22 protein-coding genes are annotated in these 22,749 nt (G+C 52.1%); 15 read left to right on the forward strand and 7 right to left on the reverse strand.

Annotation, left to right across the window (positions count from 1 at the left end; all coding sequences use genetic code 11):
* Positions 1-32: 32 nt before the first annotated feature.
* From dapF to uvrD, 5 genes are all read left to right on the forward strand, one after another.
* Complete coding sequence (gene dapF / locus FEK46_RS13510) at positions 33-857, forward strand: diaminopimelate epimerase (protein ID WP_001160654.1); 825 nt, start codon at positions 33-35, stop codon at positions 855-857.
* Complete coding sequence (locus tag FEK46_RS13515; protein WP_130209426.1) at positions 854-1,561, forward strand: DUF484 domain-containing protein; 708 nt, start codon at positions 854-856, stop codon at positions 1,559-1,561. The genes dapF and FEK46_RS13515 overlap by 4 nt, the downstream gene beginning before the upstream one ends.
* A complete protein-coding gene (gene xerC / locus FEK46_RS13520; RefSeq protein ID WP_130209428.1) occupies positions 1,558-2,454 on the forward strand; it encodes a tyrosine recombinase XerC in 897 nt (298 codons plus the stop codon). Before FEK46_RS13515 ends, xerC begins: the two co-directional genes overlap by 4 nt.
* On the forward strand, positions 2,454-3,170 hold the full coding sequence (yigB, locus tag FEK46_RS13525) for a 5-amino-6-(5-phospho-D-ribitylamino)uracil phosphatase YigB (protein ID WP_130209430.1): 717 nt from the start codon (positions 2,454-2,456) through the stop codon (positions 3,168-3,170). Before xerC ends, yigB begins: the two co-directional genes overlap by 1 nt.
* Before the next feature lie 83 nt (positions 3,171-3,253).
* The gene (uvrD, locus tag FEK46_RS13530; RefSeq protein ID WP_000383407.1) at positions 3,254-5,416 is read left to right on the forward strand and encodes a DNA helicase II; all 2,163 of its coding nucleotides are present in this window, start codon (positions 3,254-3,256) and stop codon (positions 5,414-5,416) included.
* A 112-nt stretch (positions 5,417-5,528) separates the two neighbouring features.
* Here the strand turns inward: uvrD and FEK46_RS13535 are convergent, their stop codons facing one another.
* On the reverse strand, positions 5,529-6,431 hold the full coding sequence (locus tag FEK46_RS13535) for an S-adenosyl-l-methionine hydroxide adenosyltransferase family protein (protein ID WP_131162271.1): 903 nt from the start codon (positions 6,429-6,431) through the stop codon (positions 5,529-5,531).
* 82 nt (positions 6,432-6,513) lie between these two features.
* Positions 6,514-7,278, reverse strand: coding sequence for a phosphodiester glycosidase family protein (locus tag FEK46_RS13540; protein WP_135559143.1), 765 nt, complete (start codon positions 7,276-7,278; stop codon positions 6,514-6,516).
* A gap of 161 nt (positions 7,279-7,439) precedes the next feature.
* Between FEK46_RS13540 and ysgD the strand changes: the two genes are divergently transcribed.
* The 3 genes from ysgD to FEK46_RS13555 all read left to right on the forward strand — a co-directional run bounded on the left by ysgD (position 7,440) and on the right by FEK46_RS13555 (position 9,521).
* On the forward strand, positions 7,440-7,496 hold the full coding sequence (ysgD, locus tag FEK46_RS23715; RefSeq protein ID WP_212723238.1) for a YsgD/CorL family protein: 57 nt from the start codon (positions 7,440-7,442) through the stop codon (positions 7,494-7,496).
* Positions 7,497-7,646: 150 nt separating this feature from the next.
* Positions 7,647-8,597: a magnesium/cobalt transporter CorA gene (gene corA, locus FEK46_RS13545; RefSeq protein ID WP_130209436.1), complete on the forward strand. Its 951-nt coding sequence runs from the start codon at positions 7,647-7,649 to the stop codon at positions 8,595-8,597.
* Between the two features lie 624 nt (positions 8,598-9,221).
* Positions 9,222-9,521: a hypothetical protein gene (locus FEK46_RS13555; protein ID WP_135490600.1), complete on the forward strand. Its 300-nt coding sequence runs from the start codon at positions 9,222-9,224 to the stop codon at positions 9,519-9,521.
* A 46-nt stretch (positions 9,522-9,567) separates the two neighbouring features.
* Here the strand turns inward: FEK46_RS13555 and rarD are convergent, their stop codons facing one another.
* Both rarD and yigI read right to left on the reverse strand, forming a co-directional pair.
* Positions 9,568-10,455, reverse strand: a complete 888-nt coding sequence (gene rarD, locus FEK46_RS13560; protein ID WP_000339103.1) for an EamA family transporter RarD — start codon at positions 10,453-10,455, stop codon at positions 9,568-9,570.
* A gap of 217 nt (positions 10,456-10,672) precedes the next feature.
* A complete protein-coding gene (yigI, locus tag FEK46_RS13565) occupies positions 10,673-11,140 on the reverse strand; it encodes an acyl-CoA thioesterase YigI (protein ID WP_001277142.1) in 468 nt (155 codons plus the stop codon).
* A gap of 165 nt (positions 11,141-11,305) precedes the next feature.
* Here yigI and pldA point away from each other — a divergent pair, with 165 nt between their 5' ends.
* From pldA to rhtC, 3 genes are all read left to right on the forward strand, one after another.
* On the forward strand, positions 11,306-12,175 hold the full coding sequence (gene pldA / locus FEK46_RS13570) for a phospholipase A (RefSeq protein ID WP_135559142.1): 870 nt from the start codon (positions 11,306-11,308) through the stop codon (positions 12,173-12,175).
* A 131-nt stretch (positions 12,176-12,306) separates the two neighbouring features.
* Complete coding sequence (recQ, locus tag FEK46_RS13575) at positions 12,307-14,136, forward strand: ATP-dependent DNA helicase RecQ (RefSeq protein ID WP_135559158.1); 1,830 nt, start codon at positions 12,307-12,309, stop codon at positions 14,134-14,136.
* Between the two features lie 63 nt (positions 14,137-14,199).
* Positions 14,200-14,820: a threonine export protein RhtC gene (rhtC, locus tag FEK46_RS13580; RefSeq protein WP_000928845.1), complete on the forward strand. Its 621-nt coding sequence runs from the start codon at positions 14,200-14,202 to the stop codon at positions 14,818-14,820.
* 61 nt (positions 14,821-14,881) lie between these two features.
* Here the strand turns inward: rhtC and rhtB are convergent, their stop codons facing one another.
* Positions 14,882-15,502, reverse strand: coding sequence for a homoserine/homoserine lactone efflux protein (rhtB, locus tag FEK46_RS13585; protein WP_135559141.1), 621 nt, complete (start codon positions 15,500-15,502; stop codon positions 14,882-14,884).
* Positions 15,503-15,612: 110 nt separating this feature from the next.
* On the opposite strand from rhtB, the gene pldB reads away from it, so the two are divergent.
* The 3 genes from pldB (at position 15,613) to bioP (ending at position 18,418) form a co-directional block, all read left to right on the forward strand.
* Positions 15,613-16,635, forward strand: a complete 1,023-nt coding sequence (gene pldB, locus FEK46_RS13590; protein ID WP_135559140.1) for a lysophospholipase L2 — start codon at positions 15,613-15,615, stop codon at positions 16,633-16,635.
* A 7-nt stretch (positions 16,636-16,642) separates the two neighbouring features.
* Positions 16,643-17,443 (forward strand): sugar/pyridoxal phosphate phosphatase YigL, encoded by an 801-nt coding sequence (gene yigL / locus FEK46_RS13595; RefSeq protein WP_130209446.1) that lies wholly within the window; start codon positions 16,643-16,645, stop codon positions 17,441-17,443.
* A 75-nt stretch (positions 17,444-17,518) separates the two neighbouring features.
* Positions 17,519-18,418: a biotin transporter gene (gene bioP, locus FEK46_RS13600; RefSeq protein WP_001196238.1), complete on the forward strand. Its 900-nt coding sequence runs from the start codon at positions 17,519-17,521 to the stop codon at positions 18,416-18,418.
* On the opposite strand, the gene metR is transcribed toward bioP, so the two are convergent.
* Positions 18,306-19,259 carry an HTH-type transcriptional regulator MetR gene (metR, locus tag FEK46_RS13605; protein WP_000573618.1) on the reverse strand — a complete coding sequence of 318 codons (954 nt, stop codon included), beginning with the start codon at positions 19,257-19,259 and terminating at the stop codon, positions 18,306-18,308. The genes bioP and metR overlap by 113 nt on opposite strands.
* Before the next feature lie 117 nt (positions 19,260-19,376).
* Here metR and metE point away from each other — a divergent pair, with 117 nt between their 5' ends.
* Positions 19,377-21,638: a 5-methyltetrahydropteroyltriglutamate--homocysteine S-methyltransferase gene (gene metE, locus FEK46_RS13610; protein ID WP_135559139.1), complete on the forward strand. Its 2,262-nt coding sequence runs from the start codon at positions 19,377-19,379 to the stop codon at positions 21,636-21,638.
* A gap of 38 nt (positions 21,639-21,676) precedes the next feature.
* Here the strand turns inward: metE and FEK46_RS13615 are convergent, their stop codons facing one another.
* Complete coding sequence (locus FEK46_RS13615) at positions 21,677-22,492, reverse strand: dienelactone hydrolase family protein (RefSeq protein ID WP_130209450.1); 816 nt, start codon at positions 22,490-22,492, stop codon at positions 21,677-21,679.
* Positions 22,493-22,749 lie beyond the last annotated feature (257 nt).

Raw genomic sequence — 22,749 nt, forward strand, 5'->3', positions numbered from 1 at the left:
CAGTTTCTGTACCCGCGTGATTGGAGTAAATGATGCAGTTCTCGAAAATGCATGGCCTTGGCAACGATTTTATGGTCGTCGACGCGGTAACGCAGAATGTCTTTTTTTCACCGGAGTTGATTCGTCGCCTGGCGGATCGGCACCTGGGGGTAGGGTTTGACCAGTTGCTGGTGGTTGAGCCGCCTTACGATCCTGAACTGGATTTTCACTATCGCATTTTTAATGCTGATGGCAGTGAAGTGGCGCAGTGCGGCAACGGCGCGCGCTGCTTTGCCCGTTTTGTGCGCCTGAAAGGGCTGACCAATAAGCGCGATATCCGCGTCAGCACCGCCAACGGGCGGATGGTTCTGACCGTCACCGATGATGATCTGGTCCGCGTAAATATGGGCGAGCCCAACTTCGAACCTTCCGCTGTGCCGTTTCGCGCTAACAAAGCGGAAAAGACCTATATTATGCGCGCCGCCGAGCAGACAATCTTATGTGGCGTGGTGTCGATGGGAAATCCGCACTGCGTGATTCAGGTCGATGATGTCGATACCGCGGCGGTAGAAACACTGGGGCCTGTTCTGGAAAGCCACGAACGTTTTCCGGAGCGCGCCAATATCGGTTTTATGCAAGTGGTTAAGCGCGAGCATATTCGTTTACGCGTTTATGAGCGTGGGGCAGGAGAAACCCAGGCCTGCGGCAGCGGCGCGTGTGCGGCGGTGGCGGTAGGGATTCAGCAAGGTTTGCTGGCCGAAGAAGTACGTGTGGAACTCCCTGGTGGTCGTCTTGATATCGCCTGGAAAGGTCCGGGTCATCCGTTATATATGACGGGTCCGGCAGTACATGTTTACGACGGATTTATTCATCTATGAAGCAACCAGGGGAAGAACTACAGGAAACACTCACGGAGCTTGATGACCGGGCGGTTGTCGATTATCTGATTAAAAATCCTGAGTTTTTTATCCGCAATGCGCACGCAGTAGAGGCGATACGTGTGCCGCATCCGGTACGTGGTACTGTTTCGCTGGTCGAGTGGCATCTGGCTCGCGCGCGTAACCATATTCATGTTCTGGAAGAGAACATGTCGCTGTTGATGGAACAGGCTATCGCCAACGAAGGCCTGTTTTATCGCTTACTCTACTTGCAGCGTAGTCTCACCGCCGCCAGCAGTCTCGACGATATGCTGATGCGTTTTCACCGCTGGGCGCGTGATTTAGGGCTGGCGGGCGCGAGTGTGCGCCTGTTTCCGGATCGTTGGCGCTTAGGTGCGCCGTCGAACCATACTCATCTGGCATTAAGCCGTCAGGCTTTTGAACCACTGCGTATTCAGCGGCTGGGGCAGGAGCAGCATTATCTGGGGCCGCTTAACGGGCCGGAGTTGCTGGTGGTGCTACCGGAAGCGAAAGCGGTGGGATCGGTGGCGATGTCGATGCTGGGAAGCGATGCTGATTTAGGCGTAGTGCTGTTCACCAGCCGCGATGCCAATCACTATCAACAAGGACAGGGAACGCAGTTACTTGATGAAATTGCGCTGATGATGCCGGAGCTTCTGGAGCGTTGGATTGAACGCGTATGACCAATTTACATACCGATGTAGAACGCTATCTACGTTATCTGAGCGTGGAGCGTCAGCTTAGCCCAATAACTCTGCTTAACTACCAGCGCCAGCTTGAGGCGATCATCAATTTTGCCAGCGAAAATGGCCTGCAAAGTTGGCAGCAATGCGATGTGACGATGGTGCGCAATTTTGCTGTACGCAGTCGCCGTAAAGGGCTGGGCGCGGCAAGCCTCGCATTACGCCTCTCTGCGCTACGTAGCTTTTTTGACTGGCTGGTCAGCCAGAACGAACTCAAAGCCAACCCGGCAAAAGGTGTTTCGGCACCGAAAGCGCCGCGTCACCTGCCAAAAAATATCGACGTCGATGATATGAATCGGCTGCTGGATATTGATATCAACGATCCCCTCGCCGTACGCGATCGGGCAATGCTGGAAGTGATGTACGGCGCGGGTCTGCGTCTTTCCGAACTGGTGGGGCTGGATATCAAACACCTCGACCTGGAGTCCGGCGAAGTGTGGGTGATGGGGAAAGGCAGTAAAGAGCGCCGCCTGCCAATTGGTCGCAACGCTGTGGCGTGGATTGAGCACTGGCTTGATTTGCGCGATCTGTTTGGCAGCGAAGACGACGCGCTTTTCCTGTCGAAACTGGGCAAGCGTATCTCCGCGCGTAATGTACAGAAACGCTTTGCCGAATGGGGCATAAAACAAGGGCTGAATAATCACGTTCACCCGCATAAATTACGTCACTCGTTCGCTACGCATATGCTGGAGTCGAGCGGTGATCTTCGTGGTGTGCAGGAGCTGCTGGGTCATGCCAACCTCTCCACCACGCAAATCTATACTCATCTTGATTTTCAACACCTTGCCTCGGTGTACGATGCGGCGCATCCACGCGCCAAACGGGGGAAATAATGCGTTTTTACCGGCCTTTGGGGCGCATCTCGGCGCTCACCTTTGACCTGGATGATACCCTTTATGATAACCGTCCGGTGATCCAACGTACCGAGCAAGAAGCTCTTATCTTTGTGCAAAATTATCATCCGGCGCTGCGCAGCTTCCAGAATGAAGATCTGCAACGTCTGCGTCAGACGGTACGGGAAGCGGAACCCGAGATTTATCACGACGTAACGCGCTGGCGTTTTCGTTCGATTGAACAAGCGATGCTCGACGCTGGGCTGAGTGCGGAAGAAGCCAGTGCCGGCGCACACGCGGCAATGATCAACTTTGCCAAATGGCGTAGCCGGATCGATGTTCCGCAGCAAACCCACGACACCTTAAAACAGCTGGCGAAGAAATGGCCGCTGGTGGCGATCACCAACGGTAACGCCCAGCCGGAGCTGTTTGGCCTGGGCGACTACTTTGAGTTTGTGCTGCGTGCTGGCCCACACGGGCGCTCAAAACCGTTCAGCGATATGTACTTCCTGGCGGCGGAAAAACTCAACGTGCCGATCGGCGAGATCTTACATGTCGGGGACGATCTCACCACTGACGTGGGCGGGGCAATTCGCAGCGGAATGCAGGCCTGTTGGATCAGACCGGAAAATGGCGATCTGATGCAAACCTGGGACAGCCGTTTACTCCCGCATCTGGAAATTTCCCGGTTGGCATCTCTGACCTCGCTGATATAATCAGCAAATCTGTATATATACCCAGCTTTTTGGCGGAGGGCGTTGCGCTTCTCCGCCCAACCTATTTTTACGCGGCGGTGCCAATGGACGTTTCTTACCTGCTCGATAGCCTTAATGACAAACAGCGCGAAGCGGTGGCCGCGCCACGCAGCAACCTTCTGGTGCTGGCGGGCGCGGGCAGTGGTAAGACGCGCGTACTGGTGCATCGTATCGCCTGGCTGATGAGCGTGGAAAACTGCTCGCCATACTCGATTATGGCGGTGACGTTTACCAACAAAGCGGCGGCGGAGATGCGTCATCGTATCGGGCAACTGATGGGCACCAGCCAGGGCGGCATGTGGGTCGGCACCTTCCACGGGCTGGCGCACCGCCTGCTGCGTGCGCACCACATGGACGCCAACCTGCCGCAGGATTTCCAGATCCTCGATAGTGAAGACCAGCTGCGCCTGCTTAAGCGTCTGATCAAGGCGATGAACCTCGACGAGAAGCAGTGGCCACCGCGCCAGGCAATGTGGTACATCAACAGCCAGAAAGATGAAGGGCTGCGCCCGCATCACATTCAGAGCTATGGTAACCCGGTGGAGCAGACCTGGCAGAAGGTGTATCAGGCGTATCAGGAAGCGTGTGACCGCGCGGGCCTGGTGGACTTCGCCGAGCTGCTGCTGCGCGCCCACGAACTGTGGCTTAACAAGCCGCATATCCTGCAACACTACCGCGAACGTTTTACCAACATCCTGGTGGACGAATTCCAGGATACCAACAACATTCAGTACGCGTGGATCCGCCTGCTGGCGGGCGACACTGGCAAGGTGATGATCGTCGGTGATGACGACCAGTCAATCTACGGCTGGCGCGGGGCGCAGGTCGAGAACATTCAGCGTTTCCTCAATGATTTCCCCGGTGCTGAAACTATCCGTCTGGAGCAGAACTACCGCTCTACCAGCAATATTCTGAGCGCCGCTAACGCCCTGATTGAAAACAACAACGGGCGTCTGGGTAAAAAACTGTGGACCGATGGCGCGGACGGCGAGCCGATTTCCCTCTATTGCGCTTTTAACGAACTCGACGAAGCGCGTTTTGTGGTTAACCGCATCAAAACCTGGCAGGACAACGGCGGGGCACTTGCCGAGTGCGCCATTCTCTACCGCAGCAACGCCCAGTCTCGTGTGCTGGAAGAAGCACTGTTGCAGGCGAGTATGCCGTACCGTATTTACGGCGGGATGCGCTTCTTCGAACGTCAGGAAATCAAAGATGCGCTCTCGTATCTGCGCCTGATTGCCAACCGCAACGACGACGCGGCCTTTGAGCGTGTGGTGAATACACCAACACGGGGTATTGGTGACCGGACGCTGGACGTGGTACGTCAGACATCGCGCGATCGCCAGTTAACACTCTGGCAGGCGTGCCGTGAACTGTTGCAGGAAAAAGCCCTCGCCGGACGTGCAGCCAGCGCCTTGCAACGGTTTATGGAATTAATCGACGCCTTAGCACAGGAAACTGCCGATATGCCTCTACATGTACAGACTGACCGGGTAATTAAAGACTCCGGCCTGCGCACCATGTACGAGCAGGAGAAGGGCGAAAAAGGCCAGACGCGTATCGAAAACTTAGAGGAACTGGTTACGGCAACGCGCCAGTTCAGCTACAACGAAGAAGACGAAGATTTAATGCCGCTGCAGGCGTTCCTCTCCCATGCGGCACTGGAAGCAGGTGAAGGGCAGGCGGATACCTGGCAGGATGCGGTGCAGTTGATGACGCTACACTCGGCGAAAGGTCTGGAGTTTCCGCAGGTGTTTATCGTTGGTATGGAAGAGGGCATGTTCCCAAGCCAAATGTCGCTGGATGAAGGCGGGCGTCTGGAAGAAGAACGCCGTCTGGCCTACGTTGGCGTAACCCGCGCGATGCAGAAACTGACGCTGACCTACGCGGAAACTCGCCGTCTGTATGGCAAAGAGGTTTACCATCGCCCGTCGCGCTTTATTGGCGAGCTGCCGGAAGAGTGTGTGGAAGAGGTGCGCCTGCGCGCCACGGTAAGCCGCCCGGTCAGCCATCAGCGGATGGGTACGCCAATGGTCGAGAATGACAGCGGCTACAAACTCGGCCAGCGCGTGCGCCACGCCAAGTTTGGTGAAGGCACTATCGTCAATATGGAAGGCAGCGGCGAGCATAGCCGTTTGCAGGTGGCATTCCAGGGCCAGGGAATTAAATGGCTGGTGGCAGCTTACGCCCGGCTGGAGACGGTGTAATTTACGATTCCGTTGCGGGATGAGGTGCAGTTCTTGCGCACCTTATCCGGCCTACAGAAATGGCACCCGGTAGGCCGGATAAGGCGTTTACGCCGCATCCGGCATCAGCACCTTACTTAGCGCACTTCTTCACATCAATATTCCAGTCAGCACCAGACGCAACCTGATGTTTCTGCGCGAAATTATCCATATTCAGCGCCACGGAAACATTCAACAAGCTGTTCAGATACACCATCGGCTGGCCTTCCGGCACATCGCCGAAGCTGGCGACATACGGCATTTTCCCTGCGTATTTTTGCTGGGAACCTTCGGAAATGGTCACACATAACGTATCGTTGAGTTTGATCCCCGCCTGATTCAACAACTCGTCGCTGATATTGCTCCAGACGTTACCGTACTGAATATCAAGAATCGGGATATTGCCCTTCACTTCACCTTTTGTCGCTTTCGCTTTCTGATAAGGCAGTTCGACAACTTTTGCCGGAAGCTCTGGCCCCACCTGCTCGAACGTGATCGCTCCGGAAGCCAGACGCGCACCGGTGTAGGCATATACATCGCGACCGTGGAAGGTATATGACTTTTCAGAACCTTTCAGGCGGTTGGTTTTTTCATCGATTTGCCGGACGCTCTCAATACCCAGCGATTCCGCCACCAAAGTGAGCGTACCGTTATCTGGTGAAACGAAGTACTGACCGTTTTTGGTTTTCAGCACCACCGATTTACGGTCAGTGCCTACGCCCGGATCGACCACACTGACAAACACCGAACCTTGCGGCCAGTAACTGGCAGTCTGATACAGGCGATAAGCACCTTCCCAGATGTTATACGGTGGAATTTCGTGGGTTAAATCAAAGATTTTAAGATTATGGTCAACGCCGAAAGCGACGCCTTTCATCGCCGAGACGGCCCCATCTTTCAGGCTAAAATCCGTTTGTAAAATCAAAGCGTTATCCGCATAAGCGGACGATGATCCCAGACACGTTAATAAAAATAACGTTGCGAGCGTTTTTTTCATTTTTGTTTCCCTTCATTTATCTGATGATTTTCCTGCTGTGTAGCCAGCCCCAGTTTGTCTGGCCTCCTCGAGTGTACAATGCTTAACTTTTCCGCTCGACGGAAATCATGGTAACAAAAGGATAGCGTTGCCACGGGATTGCCCCGCCTTTCACATACATATGTGAAATCGTGCCATCAAGATAAAGCAGCTGCTCGACGTCCAGTTTCGCTTTGGCATAACAGGCAAAATCATAAAAATTTGTCGCCTGCTGGCTCAACAAAAACACAGCGTTCCCTTGTTTATTAATCCCCACACCGTTACGGATTTTGCGTGAGGCTACGTTGGGATGAATACGCGGATTAATTACGCCATTTTCCATCAGCATTGGCCCTGACTGCACCGCAAACTGAATCTCTTTACTGGCTTTAAAGGCATCCAAACGAACGATGCCGACTTTATTTCCCGCAACATAAAAAACGCCGCCAGGACGGATAAAGAAATTACCTTCCCCCGAGGCGAGATTTAACGCCACTTTCTGCTGACCATTTTCGATGTACAAACCGAGCGGTGAATAGCTTTCATCATAGATGCCGCCGTTCATCACCATCTGAACTTGTCCCTGGCTATTAATATCCTCCAGCAGCGCATGTAACGTTTCCCACGCTTCACCATTGGCTTTTTGCCAGTACATTTTCACCCGTTCGGTTTGAGGATTAACGGTATACGCCCGCACAGTCAGCATTGGGGCAGAGAGCGCGCAGTCATCAGCAGCAACAGCAAACAAGGGGAGCAAGGTGAGGGCGAGAAAAATCCGTTTGAGATTCAAGGTGATCATTCCTTTACCAATGAGTAGCCGATGCGCCATTATAGGTCCTGGATGTGGGATTTTTTTATCCTGTTAATGACCTTGACGAGTACCAAAAAGCGCGAAGTTCAACTATTGTTCTGTGGTGTTCTGTTGCGTGTTGACGGCAAAATTTTGCTGGCGTAACATGCGCGCACGATCACTCTAAGAGGACATTCGCCTTGGACACACCCAGTAGATACTGGCTCATTATCCTGTCATCCAGGATCAACTCCTAAGGCTATCCCCTTTTGCTGATAGCCTTAGCGGTTGTCAGCGACCTCAATTTTCCCGTCGCGCTGAGTCAGGCTGTTTAATGGTCTGAAACCCAATTTGTTTCTGTGTGCCCACCGAACTGTCCGATATTTTAAGCATTGGGAGTCCCGGTCATGCTGAGCGCATTTCAACTGGAAAATAACCGACTGACCCGGCTGGAAGTCGAAGAGTCACAACCCCTTGTAAATGCAGTATGGATTGATCTTGTCGAACCGGATGACGACGAGCGACTGCGCGTACAATCTGAACTTGGCCAGAGCCTGGCAACTCGCCCGGAACTGGAAGACATCGAAGCATCGGCGCGTTTCTTTGAAGACGATGACGGCCTGCATATTCACTCCTTCTTCTTCTTTGAAGATGCGGAAGATCACGCCGGTAACTCTACTGTAGCATTTACCATCCGCGATGGTCGTCTGTTTACACTGCGTGAACGCGAGCTGCCTGCATTCCGTCTGTATCGTATGCGCGCCCGCAGCCAGTCGATGGTAGACGGTAACGCTTACGAGCTGCTGCTGGATCTGTTCGAAACCAAAATCGAACAGTTAGCGGATGAAATTGAAAACATCTACAGCGATCTGGAGCAACTGAGCCGGGTGATTATGGAAGGGCGTCAGGGCGATGAGTACGACGAGGCACTCTCCACATTGGCAGAACTGGAAGATATCGGCTGGAAAGTTCGCCTGTGTCTGATGGATACCCAGCGCGCGCTCAACTTCCTGGTACGTAAAGCACGCTTACCGGGTGGGCAACTGGAGCAGGCGCGTGAAATTCTGCGAGATATCGAGTCCCTGCTGCCGCATAACGAATCCTTGTTCCAGAAGGTGAACTTCTTGATGCAGGCAGCGATGGGCTTTATCAACATCGAGCAGAACCGCATCATCAAAATCTTCTCGGTGGTGTCCGTCGTGTTCCTGCCGCCAACGCTGGTCGCTTCCAGCTACGGGATGAACTTTGAGTTTATGCCAGAGTTGAAGTGGAGCTTCGGCTACCCGGCAGCGATTATCTTTATGATCCTCGCGGGCCTGGCACCGTATCTGTACTTTAAGCGCAAGAACTGGCTGTAACTTTACGATGTCGCTGTGAGTAAGTTAGTGTGCTGACAGCGACATTTTAGCCGAGGGAATCACAGATAACATAATTGTTGTGAATAATATCCATGCCACGTTGAGTTGGACGCTTAATGAATCACATCTCATCCCTTCAATTGCTGCAGAGATGATAGAAAAAAGTGTCAAACCCAATGAAGTCAATACAAAGTAGATTGCCTTACATCCAGTATCTCTTATTCTTTTAGCTCCGATGTTGATATTCACATATGTATTAGTGTTGATCAGAATAAAACTCAAAGCCAGGTTGATATCATTCAAAGTTATTAATATTGACCATGATGTTAATGTATAGATTATGAACTGCAAGCGTGATAAGCGCTCAAGCCTGGATGGGTAGAATATATTTCTGATGGATGATTTAAACATTTTTACATTGTTATATATATGATGGATTGAAGTTTATATATTATTTAGCTCATATAAGTTGCTATATCTATGCAATATAGCAGTCTTTGTATTGATAACTATACAGTAGTAATTTAGAGTGTGTAAGTTTTTATTGATGGGGTATATTTTAATTAAATATAATTGAAATGTATTTTTATTCTATAAATAATATCTGGGGTGAATGGATTCTATATGGGAAATGGTAACTTTTGGCAGTTATTCTTGGGTAAAGAACCTTACAGCAAAAAATCTGATTTTGTTAAGGCGTGGTTATTGTGGTGGGCTATTACCATCCTTGTTCTATTTATTTTAAGCCTGACTACGACATTAAATTTAAGAAGTATAGGTATAGGGTTAAGTTTTGGGTTTTGTCAAATCCTTGGTAGATATACAATGTCTCTAGGATGGAGTAAGTACTGGGGAGTTTTGGGTATATTTCCTGTAACAAATATCGTACTTTTTCTTATCTTAATTTTTTTCAAAAAAAGATAGATAAGTCAGTGGGTAGGCTTTTTAAATGGCCTACCCATGTTAATGCTTAACTTTTTCTACGCTGCGTATAAATCGCATCCATCACAAAAATTGCCAGCGCCACCCAAATAAAGGCGAAAGTCACCATCTTATCGGCACCCGGTTTTTCACCATAAAACGTCACAGCCAGCAGGAACATCAGCGTCGGGCCAATGTACTGGAAAAAGCCTAACGTTGAGAGACGCAGGCGCGTGGCTGCGGCGGTAAAACACAACAGCGGTACGGTAGTGACAATACCGGCGGCGATCAGCAGTAAATTCAGCGACATAGGGTTTTGTCCCATATGGCTGGTTGAGCTGTCGGCAATAGCAAACAGGTAAATCGCCGCCACGGGCAGCAACCACATGGTTTCGATTAACATGCCGGTTTGCGCTTCAACGGCAATTTTCTTGCGTACCAGGCCGTAGAAGGCAAAACTAAACGCCAGCCCCAGCGCGATAATAGGTAGCGAACCAAAAGTCCACAGCTGGACCAACACGCCACATATCGCCAGAATCACCGCCAGCCATTGCATCCGGCGGAATCGCTCGCCGAGGAAAATCATCCCCAGCACAATGTTCACCAGCGGGTTAATAAAGTACCCGAGGCTCGCTTCTAGCATATGGTGATTGTTCACCGCCCAGATAAACAGTAGCCAGTTGCCGCCAATCAGCACGGCAGAGACTGCCAGCATAAAAATTTTCTGTGGCGTCTGAATCAGCGTTTTTAAATAGGACCACTGGCGGCAGATGCTCATCAGCACCACCATAAAGAAAAACGACCAGATCACGCGATGCGTCAGGATCTCATCGGCGGGCACGTAGTAAATCAGCTTGAAGTACGCTGGGGCGATACCCCAAATAAAATAAGCGGCAAGAGCGAGTAATACGCCCTGCCGCGTTTGTTTTGCATCCATTGGAAAACTCATTTTTTGTTGTTGATAGCAGTTGACCTGCTCAGTTTGCTGACAAAGTGTGCTTTGTTCATGCCGGATGCAGCGTTAACGCCTTATTCAGCCTACAAAACCATGCAAATTCAATATATTGCATTTCTCTGGTAGGCCTGATAAGCGTAGCGCATCAGGCAATTTTGCGTTTGTCATAAGTCTCAGCAGTTTACCTGCTTTTATGTATTCAACCTACCATATAGGTGGCGGTAGCACTGGCAATATAAAGCTGTTCTTCATTGTGCAGTTCAACGCGGGCGACGGCGACTTTATTACCCGCACGCAGCAGGCTACTGGTAGCTGTAAAACGCTCGCCTCTGCCTGGACGTAGATAATCGACGCGAAGATCAATTGTCCCCATCCGCGATAGCCGCTGGCGCAGTTCATCCTCACTGATGGTTTCGTGGCGGGTTAAGGTGCTACCTACACACACCAGACCCGCGGCGACGTCCAGCGCCGACGCAATGACCCCACCGTGCAAAATGCTTTGCGCCCAGTTACCAACCATCATCGGCTGATTTTTAAAGGCCAGCTGTGCAAATTCTTTTTCGTAACGCTCCAGCTCCATCCCCAATGCGCGGTTAAATGGCATGTGATAAACAAACATTTCACCCACTAATTTCAGGGCTTGTTCGGCGGTCAGTACGGCAGACATATCATCCTTACACTTCATTGGTTAATGAAATGTTGATTTTATGCTTCTTTGTTGTTGGTTTCTACTTTAGGAAGGGATAACTAACGGCAATTGAGTTAAGTATGTAAAATAGCCCGCAGAAAAAATATTCATCTAATCAATAATTCGTTACGGAGAACACGATCGATGCGGACTCTACTGGGCTGCTTGTTGCCGATGTGTATGCTGCCGATAGTGGCAAATGCGCAAGAGGCAACGGTGAAAGATGTGCATGACGCGCCAGCAGTACGTGGCAGCATTATCGCCAATATGTTGCAGGAGCATGACAATCCTTTCACCCTTTATCCTTACGACACCAACTACATCATCTACACCCAAACCAGCGATCTCAATAAAGAAGCTATTGCCAGTTACGACTGGGCAGAGAACGCGCGTAAGGATGAAGTAAAGTTCCAGTTGAGCCTGGCGTTTCCGCTGTGGCGGGGGATTTTGGGGCCAAACTCTGTACTGGGCGCTTCCTACACACAGAAATCCTGGTGGCAGCTTTCTAATAGCGATGAGTCATCACCGTTTCGTGAAACCAACTATGAACCGCAATTGTTCCTCGGGTTCGCCACCGATTACAGCTTTGCAGGCTGGACGCTGCGCGATGTAGAGATGGGTTATAATCACGACTCTAACGGACGTTCTGACCCAACATCCCGTAGTTGGAACCGTATCTACACCCGCCTGATGGCAGAGAACGGTAACTGGCTGGTAGAAGTGAAGCCGTGGTATGTCGTCGGTAATACGGACGATAACCCGGACATCATCAAATATATGGGTTACTACCAGCTTAAAATTGGTTATCACCTCGGTGATGCTGTGCTGAGCGCGAAAGGGCAGTACAACTGGAACACCGGTTATGGTGGTGCGGAGTTAGGCTTAAGCTACCCGATCACCAAACATGTGCGTCTTTATACCCAAGTCTACAGCGGCTATGGCGAATCGCTCATCGACTATAACTTTAACCAGACCCGCGTCGGTGTGGGAGTTATGCTAAACGACCTGTTTTAATGCGAGTTGATTGAAAGGCAAATCTGGAATCCAGCATCCAGGATTATCCTCTCAGAGACTAAAAGCATTGCAGTTTCTCGCGCAGGCGCTGAAAATAGCGCCTGTTTTTATTTCAGGCAATCGGGGTGAATGTGGCGCAGGCGGAAGTGTTGAATCTGGAGTCAGGAGCTAAGCAGGTTTTACAAGAAACCTTTGGCTACCAACAGTTTCGCCCTGGTCAGGAAGAGATCATCGATACCGTATTTTCTGGTCGCGATTGCCTGGTCGTCATGCCCACTGGTGGCGGAAAATCCCTTTGCTATCAAATTCCTGCCTTATTGCTAAACGGCCTTACCGTGGTTGTTTCACCGCTGATTTCGTTGATGAAAGATCAGGTGGATCAACTGCAAGCCAACGGCGTGGCGGCGGCGTGCCTTAACTCGACGCAAACCCGAGAGCAGCAACTTGAAGTGATGACAGGCTGCCGTACCGGGCAAATTCGTCTGCTCTATATCGCGCCGGAACGCCTGATGCTGGATAACTTCCTTGAGCATCTGGCGCACTGGAATCCGGTGTTATTAGCCGTTGATGAAGCGCACTGTATCTCCCAGTGGGGCCACGATTTCCGCCCGGAATATGCCGCGCTCGGTCAGCTGCGTCAGCGTTTTCCGACGCTGCCGTTTATGGCGCTAACCGCCACCGCCGACGACACCACGCGGCAGGATATCGTGCGCCTGCTGGGGCTGAACGATCCGCTAATTCAAATCAGTAGTTTTGACCGTCCGAATATTCGCTACATGCTGATGGAGAAGTTCAAACCGCTCGATCAGTTGATGCGTTACGTGCAGGAACAGCGGGGAAAGTCGGGCATTATCTACTGCAACAGTCGGGCGAAAGTAGAAGACACAGCCGCGCGTCTGCAAAGTAAAGGAATTAGCGCGGCGGCGTATCATGCCGGCCTGGAAAACGATGTTCGCGCCGATGTGCAGGAGAAATTCCAGCGCGATGACCTGCAAATTGTGGTGGCGACGGTGGCGTTCGGCATGGGCATCAATAAACCGAACGTCCGCTTCGTGGTGCATTTTGATATTCCGCGCAATATCGAATCCTATTATCAGGAAACCGGTCGCGCCGGGCGTGATGGCCTGCCCGCGGAAGCGATGCTGTTTTACGATCCGGCTGATATGGCGTGGCTGCGCCGTTGCCTGGAAGAGAAACCGCAAGGGCAATTGCAGGATATCGAGCGCCATAAACTCAATGCGATGGGCGCATTTGCCGAAGCGCAAACTTGCCGCCGTCTGGTGTTGCTGAACTATTTTGGCGAAGGTCGTCAGGAACCATGTGGTAACTGCGATATCTGCCTCGATCCGCCGAAACAGTACGATGGTTCAACCGATGCACAGATTGCCCTTTCCACCATTGGTCGTGTGAATCAGCGGTTTGGGATGGGCTATGTGGTGGAAGTGATTCGCGGCGCCAATAACCAGCGTATCCGCGACTATGGTCATGACAAACTGAAAGTCTACGGCATGGGCCGTGATAAAAGTCATGAGCACTGGGTGAGCGTGATCCGCCAGCTGATTCACCTCGGCCTGGTGACGCAAAATATTGCCCAGCACTCCGCGTTACAGCTGACAGAAGCCGCGCGCCCGGTACTGCGTGGCGAATCCTCTTTGCAACTTGCCGTGCCGCGTATTGTGGCGCTCAAACCGAAAGCGATGCAGAAATCGTTCGGCGGCAACTATGACCGTAAACTGTTCGCTAAATTACGCAAACTGCGTAAATCGATTGCCGATGAAAGCAATGTCCCGCCGTACGTGGTGTTTAACGACGCTACCTTAATTGAGATGGCGGAACAGATGCCGATCACCGCCAGCGAAATGCTCAGCGTTAACGGCGTTGGGATGCGCAAGCTGGAACGCTTTGGTAAACCGTTTATGACGCTTATCCGCGCGCATGTTGACGGCGACGACGAAGAGTAGTCAGCGGCATAAAAAAGTGCCAGGATGAAGATTCCGTAAACGTTTTCCCCGCGAGTCAATTGTATGTTGATGTTATTCCTCACCGTTGCCATGGTGCACATCGTGGCGCTTATGAGCCCCGGTCCCGATTTCTTTTTTGTCTCTCAGACCGCCGTTAGTCGTTCCCGTAAAGAAGCGATGATGGGTGTGCTGGGCATTACCTGCGGCGTAATGGTTTGGGCTGGGATTGCGCTGCTTGGCCTGCATCTGATTATCGAAAAAATGGCCTGGCTGCATACGCTGATTATGGTAGGTGGTGGCCTGTATCTCTGCTGGATGGGTTATCAGATGCTGCGTAGTGCACTGAAAAAAGAGGTTGTTTCTGCACCTGCGCCACAGGTAGAACTGGCGAAAAGCGGGCGCAGTTTCCTGAAAGGTTTACTGACTAATCTCGCCAATCCGAAAGCGATTATCTACTTTGGCTCGGTGTTCTCGCTGTTTGTCGGCGATAACGTCGGCACCACTGAGCGCTGGGGCATTTTCGCGCTGATCATTGTCGAAACGCTGGCATGGTTTACCGTCGTTGCCAGCCTGTTTGCCCTGCCGCAAATGCGCCGTGGTTATCAACGTCTGGCGAAGTGGATTGATGGTTTTGCCGGGGCGTTATTTGCCGGATTTGGCATTCATTTGATTATTTCGCGTTGATGCCAGACGCGTCATCAGAGTAAGTCGGATAAGGCGTTTACGCCGCATCCGACATTATTTTTCAAGCGTGTCTCGCCGATGCCAACAGCGCTCCCACCAGCATAAACAGCGAGCCGAAAATCTTATTCAATGCCTTCATTTGTTTCGGCCCTTTTATCCATAACGCGATCCGTTGGGCGAGGGTGGCGTAACCGATCATCACAATAATATCGACCACAATGGTGGTGACGCCGAGCACGATATACTGCATAACTTGCGGCTGCTGCGGCATGATGAATTGCGGAAATAGCGCTGCCAGAAACACAATACTTTTGGGATTGGTGAGATTCACAAACACGGCCCGTTGGTACAGATGACGCCGTGATTGGGGCGGGGTCAGCGATTTAAGGTCAATTGCACCAGCGGCGCGCCACTGCTGGATCCCCAGCCAAATCAGGTAAGCCGCTCCCGCCCACTTCAACACTTCAAACGCAATCAATGAGCGGGAAAATAGCGTCCCCAATCCCACGCCAACCAGCACAATATGAATCGCCAGCCCGGTTTGTAAACCAGCAATAGACGCCACTGCACCACGATAACCGTGGTTAAGGGAAGTGGTCATGGTATTGATTGCGCCAGAGCCTGGCGACAAGCTTAAAATGATCGATGTCAGCAGGTAGGCAAACCACCATTCTAAAGTCATGATGAACTCCCGGTGTGTCTATTTTTGTGCCACAATACGCTACTGTCGCAGCGTTGTGTCAGGCACGCTTAAAAAAACGATTTTACGTGGTTTAAGAGGCAGATTACCCGATGTTTCAGCAGCAAAAAGACTGGGAAACAAGAGAAAAAGCGTTTGCTGCTTTTACCATGGGACCGCTGACTGATTTCTGGCGTCAGCGTGATGAAGCAGAGTTTACTGGTGTGGATGACATTCCGGTGCGCTTTGTCCGTTTTTGCGCGCAGCACCATGACCGGGTGGTCGTCATCTGTCCAGGGCGCATTGAGAGCTACGTAAAATATGCGGAACTGGCTTATGACCTGTTTCAACTGGGGTTTGACGTATTAATCATCGACCATCGCGGGCAAGGGCGTTCTGGTCGTCTGTTAGCCGATCCACATCTCGGCCATGTTAATCGCTTTGATGATTATGTTGATGATTTGGCGGCGTTCTGGCAACAAGAGGTCCAGCCAGGTCCGTGGCGTAAACGCTATATACTGGCCCACTCGATGGGCGGCGCAATCTCCACTCTGTTCCTGCAACGCCATCCTGGCGTGTGCGATGCCATTGCACTGACCGCGCCAATGTTCGGCATTGTGATTCGCATGCCGTCATTTATGGCGCGGCAGATCCTAAACTGGGCCGAAGCGCACCCACGTTTTCGCGATGGCTATGCGATAGGCACCGGGCGCTGGCGCGCCTTGCCGTTTACCATCAACGTGCTTACCCACAGCAGGCAGCGATATCGGCGCAATCTACGCTTCTATGCTGATGACCCAACGATTCGTGTCGGCGGGCCGACATACCATTGGGTACGTGAAAGTATTCTGGCCGGAGAACAGGTGTTAGCCGGAGCAGGTGATGACGCCACGCCAACGCTGCTTTTGCAGGCTGAAGAAGAGCGCGTGGTGGATAACCGCATGCACGACCGTTTTTGTGAACTTCGCGCCGCCGCGGGCCACCCTGTAGAAGGAGGTCGACCGTTGGTAATTAAAGGTGCGTACCACGAGATCCTTTTTGAAAAGGACGCAATGCGCTCAGTCGCGCTCCACGCCATCGTTGATTTTTTCAACAGGCATAACTCACCCAGCGGAAACCGCTCTACAGAGGTTTAAATTTCTTATGTACCAGGTTGTTGCGTCTGATTTAGATGGCACGTTACTTTCTCCCGACCATACGTTATCCCCTTACGCCAAAGAAACTCTGAAGCTGCTCACCGCGCGCGGCATCAACTTTGTGTTTGCGACTGGTCGCCACCACGTTGATGTGGGGCAAATTCGCGATAATCTGGAGATTAAGTCTTACATGATTACCTCCAATGGCGCGCGCGTTCACGATCTGGATGGCAATCTGGTTTTTGCTCATAACCTGGATCGCGACATTGCCAGTGACCTGTTTGGCGTAGTCAACGACAATCCGGACATCATTACTAACGTTTATCGCGACGACGAATGGTTTATGAATCGCCACCGCCCGGAAGAGATGCGCTTTTTTAAAGAAGCGGTATTCAAATATGCGCTATATGAGCCGGGGTTGCTGGAACCAGAAGGTGTCAGCAAAGTGTTCTTCACCAGTGATTCCCATGAAAAACTTCTGCCACTGGAGCAAGCGATTAACGCTCGCTGGGGCGATCGCGTCAATGTCAGTTTCTCTACCTTAACCTGCCTGGAAGTCATGGCTGGCGGCGTTTCAAAAGGCCATGCCCTGGAAGCGGTAGCGAAGAAACTGGGCTACAGCCTGCAAGATTGTATTGCCTTTGGCGATGGAATGAACGATGCCGAAATGCTGTCGATGGCGGGTAAAGGCTGCATTATGGGCAGCGCACATCAACGGCTGAAAGATCTGCATCCAGAGCTGGAAGTGATTGGTACTAACGCCGAAGACGCAGTGCCGCATTATCTGCGTAAGCTCTATTTATCGTAATCGTTCTTTATTTGGTCAGTTGTCAACCTGATACTTCGCTACAATGGATACTCGTTAATCAAAGAGTTTTCCATTGTGGCGCTACTTATCATCACCACGATTCTGTGGGCCTTCTCCTTTAGCTTTTATGGCGAATACCTTGCGGGCCACGTCGATAGCTATTTTGCGGTGCTGGTGCGCGTTGGCCTGGCGGCACTCGTTTTTCTGCCGTTTCTGCGTACCCGTGGCAATAGCCTGAAAACGGTCGGCCTGTATATGCTGGTGGGCGCGATGCAGCTTGGCGTGATGTATATGCTGAGTTTCCGTGCTTATCTCTACCTGACGGTCTCCGAACTGTTGCTGTTCACCGTGCTGACGCCGCTCTACATCACGCTGATTTATGACATCATGAGCAAGCGCCGCCTGCGCTGGGGCTATGCCTTTAGCGCCTTGCTGGCGGTGATTGGCGCCGGAATTATTCGCTACGATCAGGTCACCGACCATTTCTGGACGGGCCTGCTGCTGGTACAACTCTCCAATATCACTTTTGCCATTGGTATGGTGGGCTATAAACGCCTGATGGAAACTCGCCCGATGCCGCAGCATAACGCCTTTGCGTGGTTCTATCTTGGCGCGTTTCTGGTGGCAGTGATTGCATGGTTCTTGCTGGGAAATGCGCAGAAAATGCCGCAAACCACGCTGCAATGGGGCATTCTGGTGTTTCTTGGCGTGGTGGCTTCCGGGATTGGCTACTTTATGTGGAACTACGGCGCGACGCAGGTGGACGCCGGAACGCTGGGCATTATGAATAATATGCACGTTCCGGCAGGGCTGCTGGTAAACCTGGCTATCTGGCACCAACAGCCGCACTGGCCAACGTTTATTACAGGCGCGCTGGTGATCCTGGCCTCACTGTGGGTGCATCGTAAGTGGGTCGCTCCGCGCTCTTCACAAACGGCAGATGATCGCAGGCGTGATTGCGCGCTGAGCGAATAAACGCTTCCGTAATCGGCTGACGCTGCTCGCCATCGCGCACCGCGGCGTACAGTCGGCTCCACAAGCCTTCGCCCAGGGTTTTGGTGACCACCAGACCCTGGCGCTCAAAACTCTCCACTACCCAATGCGGTAGTGCGGCAATACCCATCCGTGCGGCAACCATCTGAATCAACAATAAGGTGTTATCGACGCTTTTCAGTGACGGGCTGACGCCTGCTGGCTGAAGAAAATGCCGCCAGACATCCAGTCGGCTACGCTGCACCGGATAAATCAACAGCGTCTCGCTGGCGAGATCTTCCGGCGTGATACGCGTTTTTGCCGCCAGTGGATGGTCAGGTGCTAACACCAGACGCACTTCATAGTCGAACATCGGCGAATAATGCAGGCCACTGCGCGGCAGAATATCGGACGTCATCACCAGATCCAGCTCGCCCTGTTGCAACGCAGGCTGCGGATCAAACGTTACGCCCGATTTAAAATCCATCTCCACCTGCGGCCAGTTCTTATGGAAATTTTCTAATGCGGGCGTCAGCCACTGAATACAGCTATGGCACTCTATGGCAATGCGCAGGCGCGTCTGCTGCGGTTCATTGCAGGCTTGCAGTGCCTGACTGATTTGCGGCAGTACCTGGTTTGCCAGTTGTAGCAGGATTTCTCCCTGCGGTGTAAAGCGAAGCGGCTGGCTTTTACGCACAAATAGCCGGAAGCCGAGGCGTTGTTCCAGATCGCTAAACTGGTGAGACAGGGCGGATTGCGTCTGATGCAACGTCGCCGCAGCGGCTGCGAGCGAGCCGCAGTTCCGCAACGCTTGTAGCGTTTTCAGGTGTTTTACTTCGATCATGAAAGTCCTTCACTTCGGCATGAATAATTTGCGCTTGAGGAATATACAGTAACTGGCAAATATGGATGTGTAAACATCTGGACGTCTAAATACTAAAAATTCCACAAGGGGCATATAATGACAATTCTTAATCACACCCTCGGTTTTCCTCGCGTTGGCCTGCGTCGCGAGCTGAAAAAAGCGCAAGAAAGTTATTGGGCGGGGAACTCCACGCGTGAAGAACTGCTGGCAGTAGGGCGTGAATTGCGTGCTCGTCACTGGGATCAACAAAAGCAAGCGGGTATCGACCTGCTGCCGGTGGGCGATTTTGCCTGGTACGATCATGTTCTGACCACCAGCCTGCTGCTGGGTAATGTTCCGGCGCGTCACCAGAACAAAGATGGTTCGGTAGATATCGACACCCTGTTCCGTATTGGTCGTGGACGTGCACCGACTGGCGAACCTGCGGCAGCGGCGGAAATGACCAAATGGTTTAACACCAACTATCACTACATGGTGCCGGAGTTCGTAAAAGGCCAACAGTTCAAACTGACCTGGACGCAGCTGCTGGAGGAAGTGGACGAGGCGCTGGCGCTGGGCCACAAGGTGAAACCTGTGCTGCTGGGGCCGATTACCTACCTGTGGCTGGGGAAAGTGAAAGGTGAACAGTTTGACCGCCTGAGCCTGCTGAACGACATTCTGCCGGTTTATCAGCAAGTGCTGGCAGAACTGGCAAAACGCGGCATTGAGTGGGTACAGATCGACGAACCCGCGCTGGTACTGGAACTGCCGCAGGCGTGGCTGGACGCATACAAACCCGCTTACGACGCGCTCCAGGGGCAGGTGAAACTGCTGCTGACTACCTATTTTGAAGGCGTCACACCAAACCTCAACACGATTACTGCGCTGCCTGTTCAGGGGCTGCATGTTGACCTCGTGCATGGCAAAGATGACGTTGTTGAACTGCACAAGCGTTTGCCTTCTGACTGGCTGCTGTCTGCTGGTCTGATCAATGGTCGTAACGTCTGGCGCGCCGATCTTACCGAGAAATATGCGCAAATTAAGGACATTGTCGGCAAACGTGATTTGTGGGTGGCATCTTCCTGCTCACTGCTGCACAGCCCCATCGACCTGAGCGTGGAAACGCGTCTTGATGCAGAAGTGAAAAGCTGGTTTGCCTTCGCCCTGCAAAAATGCCATGAACTGGCGCTGCTGCGCGATGCGCTGAACAGTGGTGACACGGCAGCTCTGGCAGAGTGGAGCGCCCCGATTCAGGCGCGCCGCCACTCTACCCGTGTACATAATCCGGCGGTAGAAAAACGTCTGGCGGCGATCACCGCCCAGGACAGTCAGCGTGCGAATGTCTATGAAGTGCGTGCCGAAGCCCAGCGTGCGCGTTTTAAACTGCCCGCGTGGCCGACCACCACGATTGGTTCCTTCCCGCAAACCACGGAAATTCGTACTTTGCGTCTGGATTTCAAAAAGGGTAATCTTGACGCCAATAACTACCGCACGGGCATTGCGGAACATATCAAGCAGGCCATTGTTGAGCAGGAACGTTTGGGACTGGATGTGCTGGTACATGGCGAGGCCGAGCGTAACGACATGGTGGAATACTTTGGTGAGCATCTCGACGGTTTTGTCTTTACGCAAAACGGTTGGGTACAGAGCTACGGTTCCCGCTGCGTGAAGCCACCGATTGTTATTGGTGACGTTAGCCGCCCGGCACCGATTACCGTGGAGTGGGCATCGTTCGCGCAATCGCTGACTGATAAACCGGTGAAAGGGATGCTGACTGGCCCGGTGACGATTCTCTGCTGGTCGTTCCCGCGTGAAGATGTCAGCCGTGAAACCATCGCCAAACAAATTGCGCTGGCGCTGCGTGATGAAGTGGCGGACCTGGAAGCGGCAGGTATCGGCATTATTCAGATTGACGAACCGGCACTGCGCGAAGGTTTACCGCTGCGCCGCAGCGACTGGGATGCTTATCTCCAGTGGGGCGTAGAGGCCTTCCGTATCAACGCCGCCGTAGCGAAAGATGAAACGCAAATCCACACTCACATGTGTTATTGCGAGTTCAACGACATCATGGATTCGATTGCGGCACTGGATGCAGACGTCATCACCATCGAAACCTCGCGTTCCGACATGGAGTTGCTGGAGTCATTTGAAGAGTTTGATTATCCGAATGAAATTGGCCCAGGCGTCTATGACATTCACTCGCCAAACGTACCGAGTGTGGAATGGATTGAAGCCTTGCTGAAGAAAGCGGCAAAACGCATTCCGGCAGAGCGTCTGTGGGTCAACCCGGACTGCGGCCTGAAAACGCGTGGCTGGCCAGAAACCCGCGCCGCGCTGGCGAACATGGTGCAGGCGGCGCAGAATTTGCGTCGGGGGTAAATCCAAACCGGGTGGTAATACCACCCGGTCTTTTCTCATTACAGCGACTTCTTGCCACCATACTGCCTGAACCATTCCAGCATTCGCTGCCAGCCGTCTTTTGCAGATTCTGCATGATAGCTCGGACGATAATCGGCGTTGAATGCATGCCCGGCATCCGGGTAAACGATAATCTCTGCTTTCGCGTTTGCTGCCCGCAGCGCCTGGCGCATCGTTTCCACGCTCTCCTGCGGAATGCTGTTATCCTGGCCGCCATATAAGCCGAGAACCGGAGCGTTAAGATCGGTTGCGATATCAACAGGTTGTTTCGGTGAATTCAGTGACTTATCGCCCGTCAGTTTGCCGTACCACGCCACTGCGGCTTTTAACTGTGGATTATGCGCGGCATACAGCCAGGTGATGCGTCCGCCCCAGCAAAATCCGGTGATCATTAAACGATGGACATCGCCGCCGTTGCGTGACGCCCAACTGGCGACATGATCGAGATCGGCCAATACCTGTGAGTCAGGTACTTTTGCCACCAGACCACTTAGCAGCGTTGGGATATCGGCGAAATCATTCGGATCGCCTTCGCGGAAATAGAGTTCTGGTGCGATAGCCAGATACCCCTCCAGCGCCAGACGGCGACAAATATCGCGGATATGTTCATGCACGCCAAAAATTTCTTGCACTACAATGACCACTGGCAGTGGGCCATCGCTCTGCTTTGGGCGAGCATGGTAAGCAGGCATGTTATCCCCTTGTGAAGGGATAGAGGTGAACCCTGCCACAATCGCATCTTCCGGGGTTTGAACGATGGTCGAGGCGAGGGGCGATGCAGCAGGTGCAAATCCAGATTGTTGTGTTGTTGCCATGGTATTCTCCGTACCCTTATAAAAATTTTGCGCAATGTTAACTATAGTCAGCATGCAACAAATCACATTGCCTGAATCGGCTCATCTTTTATGCAACAACACACGGTAAAGAGTTATTTATGTGATTTAAATCACTTTTATCAGGTAAATGCATGCAACACATTTGCGTCATGGTGATGGGTGTCACGAAAAAATGTTAAATCCTTCGGTAAAGTGTCTTTTTGCTTCTTCTGACTAAACCGATTCACAGAGGAGTT

The sequence above is a fragment of the Escherichia sp. E4736 genome, from assembly GCF_005781225.1.
In the GTDB taxonomy this organism is placed as follows: Bacteria; Pseudomonadota; Gammaproteobacteria; order Enterobacterales; family Enterobacteriaceae; genus Escherichia.